Source organism: Novosphingobium sp. APW14 (genome assembly GCF_032337075.1).
In the GTDB taxonomy this organism is placed as follows: domain Bacteria; phylum Pseudomonadota; class Alphaproteobacteria; order Sphingomonadales; family Sphingomonadaceae; genus Novosphingobium.
In genome coordinates this window covers 169453-185940 of record NZ_JAVYAB010000006.1, presented here as the reverse complement: position 1 = coordinate 185940, position 16488 = coordinate 169453, and the positions used below count along the sequence as shown (strand labels likewise).

The window sequence follows — 16488 nt, the reverse complement described above, 5'->3', positions numbered from 1 at the left end:
GGGACGCTGATCCGGGTCGTGTCGACCGAGCCGACCGCCAGCGCGATGCCCGAGCGGCTTTCACCCTGGTAGCGCGCTGCCAGCGTGGCCGAGCCAAGCTTTTCGCGAGCATGCGAGACAATCACATCGGTGGTCACGACCGTGTCACCAATGTTGAAGTCACCGCTCAGCATCCAGCCATAGACCTGGCGCTTGCCGGTCATGGTGCCATCGAGCGCGAAGCCATCGCTTTCCGCCAGGCCAAAGTCATACCAGCCTTGACCATAGCCAGCGAAGGCCCCGGTGCGCAGCTTGTTGCTGATTGCGTAGCGGCCATAGAGGCTCAGCTGCAGGGTTTCATCCGAGATCGAACTGTTGGTGAACCCAGTGAGCGTATCGCTGGCCTGAGAGGCCATAAGCGATGCACCCAAAGTCAGATCGGCATCGATCCGGCGCTCGTAACGCAGGCTCGCAAACATCCGCGAGTTCCAATTGCCGCCCAGCTTCGAATAGGTCAGCCCGAAGTCGGCAAAGACCTGGTTGCGGCTGCCGCACTCGCTCAGCAGCTTCGTGTAGTCGAGTTTGACCTGCCCGCCCGACTGGTTGGCATTGGCCGCGCCCGACAGGCTCTTGGCCTTGGCCGTGCTGCAGGCATCGTCATTACTGGCGCGCATCTCCGACCCGCTTGGCGTCAGTGATTGCGCCGTAGTGCGTGACAGTGGGTGCGGTCAGCGCGCCACGCAGATCGCGCGTGGGATCAGAGGTAAGCCTCGCCGTTGCGACAGCGTAACGGAACACGGCGCTGGCCAGTTGGAGGGTTCTGCGCGCGCTTTCCAGGTTGCCCTTGGCTTCGATCTTGCGGATGGCTGCAAGGACGTCTGGCGGTTCGATCTCGTTGATGGCCATTCGGCCAATCGACCTATCGAGCAACGACAGGAGGTATTCGCTGCGTTTAGCCGTAGCCGCTGACCAAGCCTTGTCACCGTCGCGCTTGCGCTTGTCGCAGAACTCCCTGGCAATGGCAGTGAAGGTATTGTCAGCCTGCAAGCGGGACCGGACCTTATCGCGCTGCTTCTCGCGTGACGGATCCTTTCCAGCTGCCAGCAACTCCCGTGCGTCATCACGGCGCTTCCGGGCTTCGGCCAAGCTCACTTCAGGGTAGGTCCCAATCCCCAGCTTCTTCTCGCGGCCATCCACCCGGTACTTCAACCGCCAGAGCTTCCCCCCAGATGGCTGGACCAGAAGGAACAGTCCGCCTCCGTCGCCCAGTTTGTAAGGCTTTGCGCGCGGCTTCGCATTCTTGATCGCTACGTCTGTCAGGGCCATGGTCCATCGCGCCTTTTCGCCAAGAATGGCCCCCAAGTGGGGGCCACCCAAATCAAGCACTGCACCGCTGGCCCCCTATGTGGCCCCCATTGCGAGGTGATTGCAGGCGAACGACATCGAACGCGAGCGGTCAGTCAGGCGACGAATATAGCGATTTCTGGGAGTTTTTCCAGACATGGGCGAACGTCAGCGGTCAGGAAAGTGGAGCGGGTAAGGGGAATCGAACCCCTCTAGCCAGCTTGGAAGGCTGGAGCATTACCACTATGCTATACCCGCTCAGGCCCAAGGGCCGTTGCGCGTTCGCCTATGCGCCAGCTTGGGCGCTTCCGTCAATTCCCTCGGTGGCAGCGCAGGCGCAATCTCTGGTCTGGAAATGAAAAACGCCCCCTGCCGGCGGGCAAGGGGCGTCTTTCAGCTTGCGCGACGGGAAAGGCTTAGTGGCCCTTCTTTTCCGCCCAGATGTTGCGGTAGGCCATGTAGCCCAGCACCGTTGCGAAGATCAGGAAGCCAATCCACCAGAAACCGGTCTGGTGACGGTTCTCCAGCTTCGGCTCAGCCGTCCAGACGAGGAACGCGGCAACGTCCTTCGACATCTGGTCAACCGTAGCCTTGGTGCCATCGCTGTAGGTCACCTGGCCTTCGCTGGTGATCGGAGCCGGCATCGCGAGGTTCAGGTTGGGGAAATAGGGGTTGTAATGCAGCCCCTCACCCGTCTTGGCTTCCGGGAACTTCTTCAGAAGTTCGGCCGGCTGGGCCTGATACCCGGTCAGCAGCGAATAGACATAGGCCGCACCATCGTGGCGAGCCTTGGTCATCAGCGAAAGATCCGGCGGGTGGCCAAGGCCGGCATAAACCACCGGCGGGAAGTAATCGCTGGCCAGGCCCGGACGGTCCTTGACCTCACCGGTCAGGGGGTCCTTGCCAGCCACGGTCGACTTGGCGGCGATCGCCTTGATCTCGGCTTCGTTGTAGCCCAGCGCAGCAAGGTCGCGGAAGGCGACATGCTTGATGCTGTGGCAGGCGGCGCAGACTTCTTCATAAACCTTGAAGCCACGCTGCAGCTGCTGGCGATCGAACTTGCCGAATGGGCCGTCGCTCGAAAGGTGCAATTCCTTGGGCTTGAGGTGGAAGACCTTTTCAGCCGTCAGGGCATGCGGTTCGGTCGCCGCAGTATAGGCACCGCGGGTGAACGAATAGCCGAGAACCACCGTGAAGAAGGCGCCGACCAGGAGTGAGAGGATGCGGATCATTGTTCAGTCTCTTTCCGTCTCGCTTAGGCCTTGGCGGTGCCAAGTGCAGTGGAGGGACCCAGCACCGATTCGGTGATCGAATAGGGCAGCGGATCCGGCCGCTCGATCGACGAGACGATCGGCACGATGATCAGGAAGTGGGCGAAGTAGTAAAGCGCAGCAATCTGGCTGAGCATCACATAGGGTTCTTCAGCAGGGGCGCCGCCGCAATAGAACAGCACCGCCATCGCCACGACCAGCGCATAGAAGAACTTGCGGTAGAGCGGGCGATAGTTGGCCGAACGCACCGGCGAACGGTCAAGCCAGGGCAGGAAGAACCAAACCAGGATCGCCGCAAACATCGCCAGCACGCCCATCAGCTTGGCCGGCATGAACAGGAAGTCCTGGGTGAAGGCGCGCAGGATCGCGTAGAACGGCCAGAAGTACCATTCAGGAACGATGTGCGCCGGAGTCTGCATCGGGTTGGCCGGGATATAGTTGTCCGGGTGGCCCAGCATGTTCGGGGCGAAGAACACCACCGCGCTGTACAGGACCATGAACAGGCCAACCGTCCAGCCATCCTTCGCCGTGTAATACGGGTGGAACGGCACGGTATCGCTCTTGTCCTTCACTTCGACGCCGGTCGGGTTCGACGAACCCGGGATATGCAGCGACCACACGTGGAGGATCACCACGCCCAGGATCACAAAGGGCAGCAGGAAGTGGAGCGAGAAGAAGCGGTTCAGCGCAGCGTTGTCCGGAGCGAAACCACCCAGCAGCCAGTGCTGGATCGGCTCGCCGATCAGCGGGATGGCGCCAAACAGGCCGGTGATCACCTGCGCACCCCAGAAGCTCATCTGACCCCAGGGAAGCACATAACCCATGAAGGCCGTGGCCATCATCAGCAGGAAGATCACGACACCCAGCAGCCAGATCATCTCGCGCGGGGCCTTGTACGAACCGTAATAGAAGCCGCGGAAGATGTGCAGGTAGACCACCACGAAGAAGGCCGAAGCCCCGTTCGCGTGGGCATAGCGCATCAGCCAGCCCCAGTTGACGTCGCGCATGATGTGCTCGGTCGAATCAAAGGCGACCAGAGTGTTCGGCGCATAGTGCATCGCCAGGACCACGCCGGTGACGATCTGGATCATCAGGCAGAGCCCGGCAAGGAAGCCGAAGTTCCAGAAATAGTTCAGGTTGCGCGGGACTTCGTAGCCGCCGCCAACCGCGCCATAGACCAGACGGGGAAGCGGCAGCTTCTCGTCCATCCACACCATCAGCGGGTGGCTTGGCTTATATTCGTTTGCCCAGGGGAAGCTCATGTCGGGTGCCCTCAGCCGATCTTCACGACAGTGTCGGAGGTGAATTCATAGTCCGGAACCATCAGGTTCTTCGGAGCCGGACCCTTGCGGATGCGTGCGGCGGTATCATAGTGCGAACCGTGGCAGGGGCAGAAGTACCCGCCAAATTCGCCCTTCACTTCGCCTTCGGCCGCGCCCATCGGCACGCAGCCCAGGTGGGTGCAGACGCCCATGGTGATCAGCCAGTTTTCATGGCCTTCCTTGGTGCGTTCGGCCAAAGTCTGCGGATCGCGCAGCGAACCGGCATCAACCTTGTTGGCCTCTTCGATTTCGGCCGGGGTCAGGTTGCGAATGAACACCGGCTGCTTGCGGAACACGGCCTTGATGGCCTGGCCCGGCGCAATCGCGCTGATATCGACTTCGGTCGAGCTTTCAGCCAGCACGTCGGCCGAGGCCGACATCTGGCTCACCAGCGGGTAAACGACCGCGATCCCGCCGACGCCAGCTGCGCTGACTGCGGCAATGTTGATGAAATCGCGCCGCCGCACACCCTCAGCCGGGGTCCCTTCGAGCGTGGCGGTGTCAGCATTTTCAGCCATGGTTGAACCTATCCTGCCTTTTTGCGGTTACCCCGGGTTCGCTTGCGCAAGCCCGGGATTCCAACCCAATTCCTTGTCCAGGAAGCCCCCTTCCTGTCCTCGCCAATCAGACTGCCGAAGCAGACAGACTGGTCGATTTGGCGCGCCTGATAGACGCAAGGACGCACTCTGCCAACAGCGATTTTTGCACGATCGGATGCATTACGCACATCACTGTGGCGGCAGTCCGATCAGCGAAATCTGGCGACCGTAATCCGGCTCGGCACGGTGGGTCGCGCGGCGGAACGAGAAGAACCGCCCAGGATCGCCATAAGTATCAAGGTGAAGCGGTTCGATAGCACCGATTCCAGCGGCTTGCAGGCGGGCGACGACATAACCCTCAAGATCAAACTGAAAATGGCCCTGGCGGCCTTCAGCAAAGAATTCCGCATTGTCGGCCATCGCTTCTTGGAAGCGTTCGCGAAAACCAGCATCCACTTCGTAACTGGTCTGGGCAATGCAGGGGCCGATCGCGGCCACTATCCGCCCGCGTTCCGCCCCCAATGCCTCCATGGCGGCGATGGTCGCGTCGGTCACGCCGCCCACCGCGCCTTTCCATCCGGCATGGGCCGCGCCGACCACCCGGGCGACCGGATCGGCCAGCAGGACCGGCGCGCAATCGGCCGTGACTACGCCCAGCAGCAAGCCAGGGCGGTCGGTTGCCAGCGCGTCGGCGTGCGGGCGCTCCGCATCAGGCCAAGGCTCGGTCACGATCACGCAGTCTGCGGAATGGACCTGATAGACCGTCGCCAGCCGGGCGCCTGGTTCGATCGCCGCCACGGCGCGACGCCGGTTCTCGGTTACCGCTTTGGGCTCGTCGCCGGTGCCAAGCCCAACATTGAGGCCCGCGACCACCCCGTTTGATACGCCGCCCCGCCGCCCCAGAAAACCATGCGGCAGGCCTTCAAGCACCCGGGCGCGATTGACTTCGACCGGCTCAGCCAAGGCTCTTGCTCACCTGTTCGTAAGTGTCCTTGGACAGGTTGGATGCCGCCAGGATTCGTTCCAACTCGGACCGCATCAACCCGGCCCGCCCCGGTTCAATCCGGCGCCAACGACCAAGCGGTGCGACAAATCGTGCCGCGGTCTGCGGGTTGATTGAATCAAGTGCCAGGATCAGGTCGGCAATCAGGCGATAGCCCCGCCCGTCTGCCGCGTGGAATGCCCCAAGGTTGGCTGCCAGCGCCATGTAAAGCGCCCGCACCCGATTGGGGTTGGTCAGGGTGAAATCGGGATGGTCCGCCAGCGCCTCGACCTGATCAAGCACGCGCGGATGGAGCGATCCGGCCTGCAGCGAGAACCACTTGTCGATCACCAGGGCGTTGCCGGCGAAGCGCTGGTAAAAGGCGGCGAGCTTGGCGTCGCGCAGCGGTGTGTCGAGCCCGGCCAGGACCATGGCCGCCCCCTGCCGGTCGGTCATGTTATCTGCGGCATCGAACAGCGCCGTCGCCAGCTCGGCCGCCAGCTCAGGCACCCCCGCGGCGAGATAGACCAGCGCCTGGGTCTTGACCTTGCGGGCACCGCGCGCCTCGGCCGAGAGGCTATAGGGCACTGCGCTGGCACGGGCATGGAGGGCTGCCAGCTGATCCTGCAGTTCGGCACCAAGCCAGGCCTTCAAGCCTTCGCGCTCGGCCCGGATCGCGCCGGGATCGGCGTGCTCAAACTGTTCAGCGAGGTAAGTCTCACCCGGCAAGGCCAGCAGCTCGCCACGCATCAGATCATCCAGCGCCGGGTCGGCCATGACCGCCGCCATCGCCTGCCCGATTGCCGCGCGCCCACCCTGGCGTTCGGCATCGCACAGCATGCCGCCACCAATCGCGGCAACAAGGTGCTGGACCACCAGCTGCTGCAGCGCCTCGTAACGGGCAAAGGGATCGTCATCATGGGCCGCCAGGAACAGCAGGTCTGCCGCCGAACTATCGACATCGATATTGACCGGTGCCGAGAAGCCACGATTGAGTGAAAGGACCGGTTTTTCGGCGAAGTCGGCAAAGCTTAGCTCAGCCTGCGCGGCATTCAGGGTCACAATCTGTTCACCGCGATGCTGGCCGGTCTTGCGGTCGAACAGCGCGATCCGCAGCGGGATGACCGTCGGTTGCTTGTCCGGCTGGCCGGGCGTGGCCGGCACCTCTTGCGACAGGGTCAGGCGGACCGTGGTGCCTTCATGGCTCAGCCGCGCAGTGACCTTGGGCGTGCCGGCCTGGCTGTACCACAGGCGGAACTGGGCAAGGTCAATTCCGGCCCCCTCTTCGATCGCCTTGATGAAGTCCTCACAGGTCGCCGCCTCGCCATCATGGCGATCAAAATAGAGATCGCAGCCTTTGCGGAACCGTTCCGGCCCCACCAGCGTGCGCATCATCCGGATCACTTCTGCACCCTTGTTGTAGACCGTGGCAGTGTAGAAGTTGGAGATTTCCTGGAAGGCATCAGGCCGGATTGGATGCGCCAATGGGCCGGAATCTTCCGGAAACTGCGCCGAACGCAGCACGCGCACATCCTCGATCCGCTTGACCGGTTCGCTCCCCATGTCCTGGCTGAACAGCTGGTCGCGCAGCACGGTGAAGCCTTCCTTGAGGCTAAGCTGGAACCAGTCCCGGCAGGTGACGCGGTTGCCTGACCAGTTGTGGAAGTATTCGTGGGCAACCACGCCCTCGATCCCGTCATAGTCCATGTCGGTTGCGGTGTCGGGGTCGGCGAGGATGTAGCGGGTGTTGAAGACGTTCAGCCCCTTGTTCTCCATCGCCCCCATGTTGAAGTCTGACACGGCGACGATGTTGAACAGGTCCAGATCGTATTCGCGGCCGAAGGCCTCCTCGTCCCAACGCATCGAATCCTTCAGCGCCTTCATCGCGTGATGGGTCCGGTCCTGATCACCGTCACGCACCCAGATGTTGAGATCAACCGTGCGGCCGCTCATCGTGGTGAAGGTATCGTGGTTGGCAACGAGATCGCCCGCGACCAGCGCGAAGAGGTAGCTGGGCTTGGGCCAGGGGTCGTGCCAGGTGGCGTGGTGCATGCCCTGCCCGTGGCCCTCACCCGATTCGATACAATTGCCGTTCGAGAGGAGCACCGGGAACAGTGCCTTCGGTCCCTGCATATGGACAGTATAAACCGACAGCACATCGGGGCGGTCGGGAAAGAAGGTAATCCGCCGAAAACCTTCGGCCTCGCACTGGGTGCAGAGCATGCCGTTCGAGGCATAGAGACCCATCAGCTGGGTATTGGCGGCCGGATTGATCAGCGTGGCGATCGACACCTCGTGGCTCTCACCCGGCAGCTCGACGAGCAGATCGGCGCCGTCCATCCGCCAGGCCAAGCTGGGCTCATCATCGACCAGCACCGCTTCGGCGGCAATCCCATCGCCATTCAGCCGCAAGGTCCGGTCGGTGCCGTTCCGACGGACCTTAAGCGTCGCGATCACCCGCGTCTGTTCGATGCCAAGATTGAAGGCGAGAATAATTTCGGGAACAAGCCAAGCGGGTGGCTGGTAATCCTCACGACGGATGACGGGCGGGGCGACGGGGGGGGCTGAAATGGCGTCCATCCCCCTTCTTATCCGGGTGTTGACCGCGAAGTCGAGCCGTGCGCGTTACAACGTGGCTCGACTTCGTCCGAACCCGGCGGCATGGGCATGATCATGCCGCGACTGTTCATCTTTGGCCTGGGTTATACCGCCGCCCGCCTCGCCGCCGTAATGGCCGCACGCGGCTGGGAAGTGATATCGACCGGCAGTGCCGGGACGCTGCGGTTCGACGATGCCGGTTCGGTGCGGATGGCACTGGTCGATGCGGACCAGGTGCTGTCCTCGGTCCCGCCCGGCGCCGATGGCGATCCGGTCCTGATGACCTATGGCGACGCGTTGGCGAGCAAGCCGCTGACCTATCTGTCCTCGACCGGGGTCTATGGCGATACCGGCGGGGCCTGGGTCGATGAAAGCGCGCCCATCGGCACTGGCCGCCGCACCGCGCGGGCCGATGCCGATGCCGAGTGGCTGGCGCGCGGCGCGCGGGTGCTAAGGCTGCCGGGGATCTATGGCCCGGGTCGCTCGGCGCTGGATCGGGTGCAGGAAGGCAAGGCCCACCGGATCGACCTGGCCGACCAGGTGTTCAGCCGGGTTCATGTTGACGATATCGTCAGCGCCGCTGTGCTCGCGCTTGATGGCCCGGCAGGAGCCTATAACATCAGTGACGACCAGCCCTGCAGCCAGAACGCAGTGATCGAGCATGCCTGCGCGCTGCTAGGCCTGCCGCAGCCACCGCTACAATCGCTGGATGAGGCCGGCCTCTCGCCCATGGCGCGCGCCTTCTATGCGGAGAACCGCCGGGTGGCGAACCGCAAGGCCAAGCGGGTACTGGGCTGGAACCCGCGCTATCCGACGTATCGGGAAGGGATGGCCGCTTTACTTGCGGCCCGACAGGGCAACCAATAGCCCAGCCATGGCCAGCACTGCGCCGGCGCCGGCCAGCACGCTCCACTGATAGCCTTCGAACAGGGTCGAGAGGATCATTGCCACGACCGGCACGGCAACCCCGTTATACGCCGCCGGCCCTGGCCCCCATTCGCGGATCAGCTGCGAATAGAGCGGAAAGGTGAGCGCTGAACCCACGATCCCGAGGTAGGCGATCCCGGCAAGGTAGGCCGGACGCGGATCGAGGACCGGCATACCGACCGAAAGGATGGCATAGGCCGCGCTGGCAAACACCCCCCAGATCATCCCCCAGGCCATCAGCGACACCACCGGCACACCGCGCGCGGTTTGCGTGGCCTGCAGCAGGTTGCCGACCGAGACGGAAAGGATTGCGCCCGTCACCAGCAGCACCCCCGTCGTCACGCCGCTGCCCGGCGGGGCAATCCGGTATTCATGGAGCATCAGCAAGGCGATGCCCGCCAGGGCGATGGCCGAACCGGCAAGAAAGCGCCGGGTAAGCGCCGCCCCCAGCACCAGCCGCGCCAGCACTGCATTGGGCACGATCATGAGCGCGAAAACCACGGCGACCAGGCCCGAGGTCAGGTAATGCTCTGACCGGTAGATCAGCTGGAAATTGAGGCTGAACTGGAAGATTCCCATGGCAATCGCCACGGCTTGCTCGCGCTGCGTCAACCGCAGCCGTTCACCGCGCAGCAAGGCGAAGCCAGCCATGACCGTAGCCGCCAGGGTAAAGCGCCAGACCACCGACCAGGCGGACGGCACCGCGCTGATCTGATCTTTGATCACCAGCCAGGTTGATCCCCAGACCAGTGCCAGAAACACGAAGACCGCGATCGAGCGCGGGGTCAGCGAAACGCCACTCACAGCGATGCGATCGCGCGGGCTAGCGCGGCGACGTGTTCGTCCGGGCTGTTCCAGGCCGTGACCAACCGTGCAGCATCATCGCCCCAGTCATAGAAAGAGAAGCCTTGCGCGCGCAGCGCCTCGCGCTCGGGGTCGGTCACGCGGAGGAACACCTCGTTCGCCTCGACCGGGTGAAGCAGGCGGCCCTGCGCAGCGCGGGCCAGTTCCTGCGCAGCGGCGTTGGCGTGCCGGGCGTTGTCCAGCCACAGGTCACCGTCCAGCATGGCAAGCAGCTGGGCGGCAAGGTAGCGGCCTTTCGATTGCAGGTGCCCGGCGCGCTTGCGGCGATAGCGGGCAACATCGGCTAGTCCGCAGTCAAAAAACACCAGCGCCTCGGCGCTCATCCCGCCATTCTTGATCATGCCAAAGCTCAGCGCCGCTGCGCCCTGGCAGGCTTCCCACGGGGTGCAGCCCAGGAAGGCGACGGCATTGGCGAACCGCGCGCCGTCAACATGAAGCGGCAGGCCGCGTTCGGCGCACAACCCGGCAAGGGCGGCTATCTCATCCGGTTGGTAGGCCCGGCCATACTCGCTGGCTTGGGTGATTGAGACCGCGTGCGGCTGGACCTGGTGAACATCATTGCGGATCGGATCGATTACGGCTGCGATCGCCTGCGGCGTCAGTTTTGCCCCCTCGCCTTCGGCCAGCATCAACTTGGCCCCATGCAGATAGAACCCGGGCGCCCCGCCTTCATCCATTTCGATATGGGCCTCGCGGTGGCACACCACCCCGCCGTGCGGCTGGACCATCGTTGCCAGCGCCAGACAGTTCACCGCCGTTCCCGTCGCCGCCCACAGCACCGCGCAATCGCGGCCGAAGACTTGCCCAAATGCCTCATCCAGGCGCTTGCTTAGCGCGTCGCCATCATAGGGCGAATCGGGGGCATCCGCCGCCTGCATCGCGCGCCACAACGCGGGATGGACCGAGGCGGCATTGTCGGAGAGGAACTGCATGGCCATACCTTGCGCAATATGGCGACCAGACGCGCCGTCAAGCATCAGGAGCAGGATATGGCCGAAGTAACTATCACCCGCCACGGATCGGATCATGTCGGCGAATACCGCGCCCAAGTGATCGAGGCAGCGGCAATCGGGCGGCTGACCTGGGTTATGAAAGACAATGTCCGCGTCGCCGAGCACACGGTGGTTCCGCCGGAAATCGGTGGTCGGGGGGTCGCGGCAAAGTTGGTCGAGGCGCTAATTGCCGATGCCCGCACGCACGGCTTCAAGATCGACCCGGTGTGCAGCTATGTCGCCGCACAGTTCAAGCGTCACCCGGAATGGGGTGATTTGCTGGCAACGTGACTGGCGGAAGTTCGAATGGTGCTGCTGGGGAGGATTGAACTCCCGACCTCAGCCTTACCAAGGATGCGCTCTACCACTGAGCTACAGCAGCCAACCATTCGTTCCGCCCGATCGACCTAAGGCCGGCCCGGGCAGGGGCGCGCTATTGGCTGCCCCCCCTTGCTTTGTCAAGCGCCAGCCTGTTACCGCAATGCGATTGCCGATGTCCAAGAAAGCCGCCTTGACCCGCGAGGAGCGCCTGGCCGCGAAGCTGCGGGAAAACTTGCGGCGGCGCAAGGACCAGGCGCGCGCGCTTGCAGGAGAGAATCCGCCCCTTCCCAAAGACCCGGACCACCGCTAGGGGCGAAGGCACGTTCATTTTCCGCCACACGGCGGTTTCTGCACCGGCCCGCTCCCCCATCCGGCCTCCCTCAGGGTACAATAACTGGGAGGCCGGGTGTGGGAGCGGGCCGGTGCCGCTTAGCTGGAGCCAAAATGCCGCGCCTGATTCTCGTCCGTCATGGCCAGTCCCAATGGAACCTCGAAAACCGGTTCACCGGCTGGTGGGATGTCGACCTGACCGCCAAAGGCGAGGAAGAAGCCCGCGCCGCAGGTGCGCTGCTTAAGGCCAAGGGCATGCTGCCCACCCTTGCCTTCACCTCGCTTCAGACCCGTGCGATCCGCACGCTGCATCTGGCGCTGGAAGCCGCCGGCCGGGTCTGGATCCCAGAGACAAAGGACTGGCGCCTCAACGAACGGCACTATGGTGGGCTGACCGGGCTCGACAAGGCGGAAACCGCGGCCAAGCATGGCGACGAGCAGGTCAAGATCTGGCGCCGCAGCTTCGATATTCCGCCGCCAGTGCTGGAAGACGGCTCCGAATTCGATCTCAAGGCCGACCCGCGCTACGCCGGGATCGCGATCCCTTCGACCGAAAGCCTCAAGGACACCATCGCCCGCGTCCTGCCCTATTATGAAGCGGCAATCGCCCCGGCATTGAAGGCAGGCGAGGTTGTCCTGGTGGCTGCCCACGGCAATTCGCTGCGGGCACTGGTCAAGCACCTGTCCGGCATTTCCGATGCCGACATCACCGGTCTGGAAATTCCTACCGGACAGCCAATCGTCTATGAACTGGATGACAATCTCTCCGCGCTGGAGCGCTATTACCTTTCGGAGCGTTGAAACATGGGGGCACCAGTAGCGATCGTCATGGGCAGCCAATCGGATTGGGCAACGATGAAGTGCGCCGCCGATGCGCTCGACAAACTGGGCGTGGCCTATGACGCACGGATCGTTTCCGCGCACCGCACCCCGCAGCGACTGGTGGACTTTGCGTCCGGCGCGGCGGACGAAGGCTTCAAGGTAATCATCGCCGGAGCGGGCGGTGCCGCCCACCTGCCGGGCATGGTTGCCAGCATGACCCACCTGCCGGTGCTGGGCGTGCCCGTGCAGTCCAGGGCCCTGTCGGGGCAGGACAGCCTGCTTTCAATCGTGCAGATGCCCGCCGGGATCCCGGTTGGCACCCTGGCGATTGGCGAGGCCGGGGCGACCAACGCCGGCCTGCTTGCTGCTGCGATCCTGGCCACCAACGATCCGGCGCTGGCGGAACGCGTCAAGTCATTCCGTGCTGCCCAAACCGCCAGCGTGGCCGAACGGCCGAGTTGAGATGATCCCCCCGGGCGAAACCATCGGCATCCTTGGTGGCGGCCAGCTCGGCCGGATGCTGGCCATGGCTGCCGCGCGGCTGGGTTACCGGGTCCATATCTTCGCGCCCGAAAGCGATTCGATCGCCGCCGATGTTGCCGCCCAGTTTACTTGCGCCGAATGGTCCGATGCCGCTGCCATGGCCGCCTTTGCCGCGGACTGCGCCGTGGTCACTTACGAATTTGAAAATGTCCCGGTCGGCCCCCTCAAGGCACTCGGTCAGACCCTGCTCCTGCCCAATTCCGGCGCGCTGGAAGTGGCGCAGGACCGCCTGAACGAAAAGCGCTTCGTCACCCAGTTGGGCGGGCGGCCGGCTCCCTTCGCAGCGGTCGATACTGCCGAGGATCTGGCCCAGGCGCTGGCCACCATCGGTGCGCCCGGGATCCTCAAGACCCGGCGCGATGGCTATGATGGCAAGGGCCAGTGGCGGATCATGGCCGATCACGATGCCGATGGCGTCGTGCTCACCGGCCAGCCGTTGGTCTATGAAGGCTTTGTCCGGTTTGCGGGCGAGTTCAGTGTCATTCTGTGCCGCGCACAGGATGGCGAAATCGTGTTCTGGGACAGCGCCGAAAACGTCCACAAGGGCGGGATCCTCGACCGCTCGACCGTACCGGCAGGGGCAGAGATTGCCTCCCAGGTGCCCGCCGCGCGTGAATTGGCCGCGAAGGTCACAGCGGCGCTGAACTATGTCGGCGTGTTGACGCTGGAATTCTTTGCGACAGCCGATGGGCCTGTGTTCAACGAAATGGCCCCGCGGGTCCACAATTCGGGCCACTGGACGATCGAAGGCGCGCTCACCAGCCAGTTCGAAAACCATATCCGCGCGATCTGCGGCCTGCCGCTGGGTGATCCGGCGCTGGCGGCGCAAGGTGTTGAGATGTGGAACCTGATCGGCGACGAAGCCCATGACTGGGCGCCGATCCTGTCCGACCCGCGCAACCACCTGCACCTTTATGGCAAGGCCGCCGCGCGGCCCGGGCGCAAGATGGGTCACGTGACCCGGTTGACGCTGTGAAGCATTGCGAGGTCTTCCTGGTGGTCGCGGTTGCCGCCAACGGCGTGATTGGCCGGGATGGAACGCTGCCCTGGCACCTGCCGGCCGACCTGCGGCACTTCAAGGCGCTGACCACGGGCAAGCCAATGATCATGGGGCGCAAGACCTTTGAATCGCTCCCTGGCCTGCTGCCTGGGCGCCGCCATATCGTGCTGACCCGCGACACTGGCTGGGCCGAAGAAGGCGCCGAGGTGGCCCACTCGCCCGAGGAGGCTATTGCTCTGGCCAATGCTCCGCACATCGCGGTCATCGGCGGGGCGGAAATCTACCGCCAGTTCCTGCCACTTGCCGACCGGATCGAATGGACCGAGGTGGCGGCCGAACCGCAGGGTGATACCAGCTTCCCCGCATTCGATCGCAGCGAATGGGCCGAAGCGGCGCGCCAAGAACACCCTGCTGAAGGGCGCATCCCGGGGTTTGCTTTCGTAACCCTGCTGCGTAAACCCGGCTGACCGGAGCAACCGAGGGGATGGCGATGCGCAAACTGGTATGGATGCCGCTGGCGCTGCTGGCGTTGGGCGCAGCCGGCTTCTTTGGATTTGCACCCGGCTATCTCGAAGCCAGCATGAACAAGATTGACGGCCAGCCGCTCATTCCCGTCAGCGCTGAGGCCAAGGCGCTGCACCAGACGTTGCAGATCGTCGACCTTCATTCCGACACGCTGATGTGGGACCGCAATCTGCTGCAACGGGCGAAGCGCGGCCACGAGGACCTGCCACGGCTGCAAGCGGGCAATGTCGCATTGCAGTTGTTCTCCAGCGTGACCAAGACCCCGCGCGGGCAGAATTATGACGGCAATGCCGGCGATACCGACAACATCACTCCGCTGGTCATCGCCCAGCTCCAGCCGGTCCGGACCTGGACCTCGCTAACGCAGCGTTCGCTTTATCATGGCGAGAAGCTTGATCGGGCCGTGACCAATTCAGACGGCAAGCTGGCCAAGGTCAGCAATCCCGCCTCGCTCGACGCGCTGCTCGCCGCCCGGCAGGCAGGCAAGGGGCCGGTCGGCGCCATGCTGACCATCGAAGGCCTGCAAAGCCTCGAAGGCAAACTTGCAAACCTCGACAAGCTCCACGCCGCCGGCTTCCGCATGGCGAGCCTGTCGCACTTCTTCGACAATGACGTCGCCGGTTCGATGCACGGGGTGAAAAAGGGCGGCATCACGCCGCTCGGCTGGCAGGTCGTGGCGCGGATGGAAGAGCTGGGGATGATTATCGACATCGCCCACCTCTCTCACCAGGGCGTAGCGGAACTGCTGCCCAAGGTGCGCCGCCCGGTCGTTTCCAGCCACGGCGGGGTCCAGGCGACCTGCAAGACCAACCGCAACCTCTCTGATGACGAGATCCGCGCCGTCGCCAAGACCGGCGGGATCATCGGTATTGGCTATTGGGACGGCGCAGTCTGTGAAACCAGCCCGCGGGCTGCAGCCAAGGCGATGAAGCACGTTCGCGACCTCGTCGGCATTAGCCACGTCGCGCTTGGCAGTGATTATGATGGGGCGACGACCGTACGCTTCGACACCAGCCAGCTCGAACAGGTGACCCAGGCGCTGCTTGATGAAGGGTTCACGCCCGACGAGATTCGCGCGGTCATGGGCGGCAATGCCTTGCGGGTGCTCCGCGCCGGAATGACGCCGTTAAACAAGGCAATGCTCCCTTAATGACCATTCCACGCCTTCTTGCCAGCGAGCCCATGCCCGAGGCCCTGCGCGGCGCGATCATCGCGTTGGGCAATTTCGATGGCTTCCACCTGGGCCATCAGGCCGTGGCGGGCGAGGCGATTGCCTGGGCCAGGGCAGAGGGCCGCCCGGCGATTGTCGCCACGTTCGATCCGCACCCGGTGCGCTTCTTCAAGCCCGATGCCGATCCCTTCCGCCTGACCACGCTGGACCAGCGGCAGGACCTGTTTGCTGCCGCCGGGGCCGATGCCATGCTGGTCTTTGCCTTCGATGCCGAACTGGCAGCGACCACGGCAGAGGATTTCATGGGACCCTTGCTGATCGAACGGCTGGGTGCAGCTGGCGTCGTGACTGGTGAGGACTTCACCTTTGGCAAGGGCCGCGGCGGCAATGTCGAACTGCTCAAGACCCGCGGGGCCGCGCTTGGCCTGTCGGCCCGCGCGGTTGGTCCGGTGCTGGAAAACGGCGAGGTTGTCTCTTCCAGCCGGATTCGCGAAGCGCTGAAAGCTGGCGACTGCGAGACTGCGACCCGCCTGCTCACGCGGCCCTTCGCGATCCGCGGCGTGGTCCAGCATGGTGACAAGGTTGGCCGCACGATCGGCTTCCCCACTGCTAACCTGCCGCTCGGCCACTATTTGCGCCCGCATTACGGGATCTATGCCGTCTCCTCGCAGCTTGCCGATGGCACGCGCCTCCACGGCGCCGCCAACCTGGGAATCCGTCCCAGCTTCGATCCGCCCAAGGAGCTGCTGGAACCGCACTTCTTTGACTGGTCGGGCGATCTTTACGGGCAGGAAATCGAAGTGGCCTTCCACCACTTCCTGCGGCCCGAGGCCAAGTTTGACAGCCTTGATGCCCTGACCCGGCAGATGCTGGTCGATTGCGACCAGGCGCGAAAGCTGCTGACTGCGGGTTGACCGAGGCGCATCAGCTTGTGCGCCGCACCACCAGAAAAATTGCG

General features: G+C 63.9%; 18 protein-coding genes and 2 tRNA genes. 9 read left to right on the top strand and 11 right to left on the bottom strand.

Features of this window, described 5'->3' with window-relative positions; all coding sequences use genetic code 11:
- From RQP55_RS09665 to pepN, 8 genes are all read right to left on the bottom strand, one after another.
- Positions 1-653: hypothetical protein (locus tag RQP55_RS09665; protein WP_315609975.1), on the bottom strand; the 653-nt coding region annotated here is incomplete at its 3' end.
- Entirely contained in the window at positions 640-1305 is a 666-nt protein-coding gene (locus RQP55_RS09660) for a tyrosine-type recombinase/integrase (protein ID WP_315609974.1), read from the bottom strand. The genes RQP55_RS09660 and RQP55_RS09665, both read right to left, overlap by 14 nt.
- Before the next feature lie 202 nt (positions 1306-1507).
- Positions 1508-1581, bottom strand: a tRNA-Gly gene (locus RQP55_RS09655).
- A 158-nt stretch (positions 1582-1739) separates the two neighbouring features.
- A complete protein-coding gene (locus tag RQP55_RS09650) occupies positions 1740-2555 on the bottom strand; it encodes a cytochrome c1 (RefSeq protein ID WP_315609973.1) in 816 nt (271 codons plus the stop codon).
- Between the two features lie 23 nt (positions 2556-2578).
- Entirely contained in the window at positions 2579-3856 is a 1278-nt protein-coding gene (locus RQP55_RS09645; RefSeq protein ID WP_315609972.1) for a cytochrome b/b6, read from the bottom strand.
- 11 nt (positions 3857-3867) lie between these two features.
- Positions 3868-4434, bottom strand: a complete 567-nt coding sequence (gene petA / locus RQP55_RS09640; RefSeq protein ID WP_315609971.1) for a ubiquinol-cytochrome c reductase iron-sulfur subunit — start codon at positions 4432-4434, stop codon at positions 3868-3870.
- Between the two features lie 210 nt (positions 4435-4644).
- The gene (pgeF, locus tag RQP55_RS09635; RefSeq protein WP_315609970.1) at positions 4645-5418 is read right to left on the bottom strand and encodes a peptidoglycan editing factor PgeF; all 774 of its coding nucleotides are present in this window, start codon (positions 5416-5418) and stop codon (positions 4645-4647) included.
- Entirely contained in the window at positions 5411-8017 is a 2607-nt protein-coding gene (gene pepN / locus RQP55_RS09630) for an aminopeptidase N (RefSeq protein WP_315609969.1), read from the bottom strand. The genes pgeF and pepN overlap by 8 nt, the downstream gene beginning before the upstream one ends.
- A gap of 93 nt (positions 8018-8110) precedes the next feature.
- On the opposite strand from pepN, the gene RQP55_RS09625 reads away from it, so the two are divergent.
- Entirely contained in the window at positions 8111-8902 is a 792-nt protein-coding gene (locus RQP55_RS09625) for an SDR family NAD(P)-dependent oxidoreductase (protein ID WP_315609985.1), read from the top strand.
- Here the strand turns inward: RQP55_RS09625 and RQP55_RS09620 are convergent.
- Both RQP55_RS09620 and RQP55_RS09615 read right to left on the bottom strand, forming a co-directional pair.
- The gene (locus tag RQP55_RS09620; protein ID WP_315609968.1) at positions 8873-9766 is read right to left on the bottom strand and encodes a DMT family transporter; all 894 of its coding nucleotides are present in this window, start codon (positions 9764-9766) and stop codon (positions 8873-8875) included. The genes RQP55_RS09625 and RQP55_RS09620 overlap by 30 nt on opposite strands.
- Positions 9763-10758, bottom strand: coding sequence for a threonine aldolase family protein (locus tag RQP55_RS09615; protein WP_315609984.1), 996 nt, complete (start codon positions 10756-10758; stop codon positions 9763-9765). The genes RQP55_RS09620 and RQP55_RS09615 overlap by 4 nt, the downstream gene beginning before the upstream one ends.
- 57 nt (positions 10759-10815) lie before the next feature.
- On the opposite strand from RQP55_RS09615, the gene RQP55_RS09610 reads away from it, so the two are divergent.
- The gene (locus tag RQP55_RS09610; RefSeq protein WP_315609967.1) at positions 10816-11109 is read left to right on the top strand and encodes a GNAT family N-acetyltransferase; all 294 of its coding nucleotides are present in this window, start codon (positions 10816-10818) and stop codon (positions 11107-11109) included.
- 16 nt (positions 11110-11125) lie between these two features.
- On the opposite strand, the gene RQP55_RS09605 is transcribed toward RQP55_RS09610, so the two are convergent.
- Positions 11126-11200, bottom strand: a tRNA-Thr gene (locus tag RQP55_RS09605).
- 111 nt (positions 11201-11311) lie between these two features.
- On the opposite strand from RQP55_RS09605, the gene RQP55_RS09600 reads away from it, so the two are divergent.
- From RQP55_RS09600 to RQP55_RS09570, 7 genes are all read left to right on the top strand, one after another.
- Complete coding sequence (locus tag RQP55_RS09600; protein WP_315609966.1) at positions 11312-11449, top strand: hypothetical protein; 138 nt, start codon at positions 11312-11314, stop codon at positions 11447-11449.
- A 134-nt stretch (positions 11450-11583) separates the two neighbouring features.
- Complete coding sequence (gene gpmA / locus RQP55_RS09595; RefSeq protein WP_315609965.1) at positions 11584-12270, top strand: 2,3-diphosphoglycerate-dependent phosphoglycerate mutase; 687 nt, start codon at positions 11584-11586, stop codon at positions 12268-12270.
- Positions 12271-12273: 3 nt separating this feature from the next.
- On the top strand, positions 12274-12753 hold the full coding sequence (gene purE / locus RQP55_RS09590) for a 5-(carboxyamino)imidazole ribonucleotide mutase (protein ID WP_315609964.1): 480 nt from the start codon (positions 12274-12276) through the stop codon (positions 12751-12753).
- Position 12754: 1 nt separating this feature from the next.
- Positions 12755-13810 (top strand): 5-(carboxyamino)imidazole ribonucleotide synthase, encoded by a 1056-nt coding sequence (locus RQP55_RS09585; protein WP_315609963.1) that lies wholly within the window; start codon positions 12755-12757, stop codon positions 13808-13810.
- Positions 13807-14301, top strand: a complete 495-nt coding sequence (locus RQP55_RS09580) for a dihydrofolate reductase (protein ID WP_315609962.1) — start codon at positions 13807-13809, stop codon at positions 14299-14301. The genes RQP55_RS09585 and RQP55_RS09580 overlap by 4 nt, the downstream gene beginning before the upstream one ends.
- A 23-nt stretch (positions 14302-14324) precedes the next feature.
- Positions 14325-15509: a dipeptidase gene (locus tag RQP55_RS09575; protein ID WP_315609961.1), complete on the top strand. Its 1185-nt coding sequence runs from the start codon at positions 14325-14327 to the stop codon at positions 15507-15509.
- On the top strand, positions 15509-16444 hold the full coding sequence (locus tag RQP55_RS09570; RefSeq protein WP_315609960.1) for a bifunctional riboflavin kinase/FAD synthetase: 936 nt from the start codon (positions 15509-15511) through the stop codon (positions 16442-16444). The genes RQP55_RS09575 and RQP55_RS09570 overlap by 1 nt, the downstream gene beginning before the upstream one ends.
- Positions 16445-16488 lie beyond the last annotated feature (44 nt).

Bases quoted from the DNA above. Each gene is read 5' to 3' on its own strand.
- RQP55_RS09600 (WP_315609966.1), top strand. From the start codon at position 11,312: ATGTCCAAGAAAGCCGCCTTGACCCGCGAGGAGCGCCTGGCCGCGAAG.
- RQP55_RS09585 (WP_315609963.1), top strand. From the start codon at position 12,755: ATGATCCCCCCGGGCGAAACCATCGGCATCCTTGGTGGCGGCCAGCTC.
- gpmA (WP_315609965.1), top strand. From the start codon at position 11,584: ATGCCGCGCCTGATTCTCGTCCGTCATGGCCAGTCCCAATGGAACCTC.
- RQP55_RS09625 (WP_315609985.1), top strand. From the start codon at position 8,111: ATGCCGCGACTGTTCATCTTTGGCCTGGGTTATACCGCCGCCCGCCTC.
- RQP55_RS09660 (WP_315609974.1), bottom strand. From the start codon at position 1,305: ATGGCCCTGACAGACGTAGCGATCAAGAATGCGAAGCCGCGCGCAAAG.
- RQP55_RS09615 (WP_315609984.1), bottom strand. From the start codon at position 10,758: ATGCAGTTCCTCTCCGACAATGCCGCCTCGGTCCATCCCGCGTTGTGG.
- petA (WP_315609971.1), bottom strand. From the start codon at position 4,434: ATGGCTGAAAATGCTGACACCGCCACGCTCGAAGGGACCCCGGCTGAG.
- RQP55_RS09650 (WP_315609973.1), bottom strand. From the start codon at position 2,555: ATGATCCGCATCCTCTCACTCCTGGTCGGCGCCTTCTTCACGGTGGTT.
- RQP55_RS09575 (WP_315609961.1), top strand. From the start codon at position 14,325: ATGCGCAAACTGGTATGGATGCCGCTGGCGCTGCTGGCGTTGGGCGCA.
- RQP55_RS09610 (WP_315609967.1), top strand. From the start codon at position 10,816: ATGGCCGAAGTAACTATCACCCGCCACGGATCGGATCATGTCGGCGAA.
- pepN (WP_315609969.1), bottom strand. From the start codon at position 8,017: ATGGACGCCATTTCAGCCCCCCCCGTCGCCCCGCCCGTCATCCGTCGT.
- RQP55_RS09570 (WP_315609960.1), top strand. From the start codon at position 15,509: ATGACCATTCCACGCCTTCTTGCCAGCGAGCCCATGCCCGAGGCCCTG.
- RQP55_RS09645 (WP_315609972.1), bottom strand. From the start codon at position 3,856: ATGAGCTTCCCCTGGGCAAACGAATATAAGCCAAGCCACCCGCTGATG.
- purE (WP_315609964.1), top strand. From the start codon at position 12,274: ATGGGGGCACCAGTAGCGATCGTCATGGGCAGCCAATCGGATTGGGCA.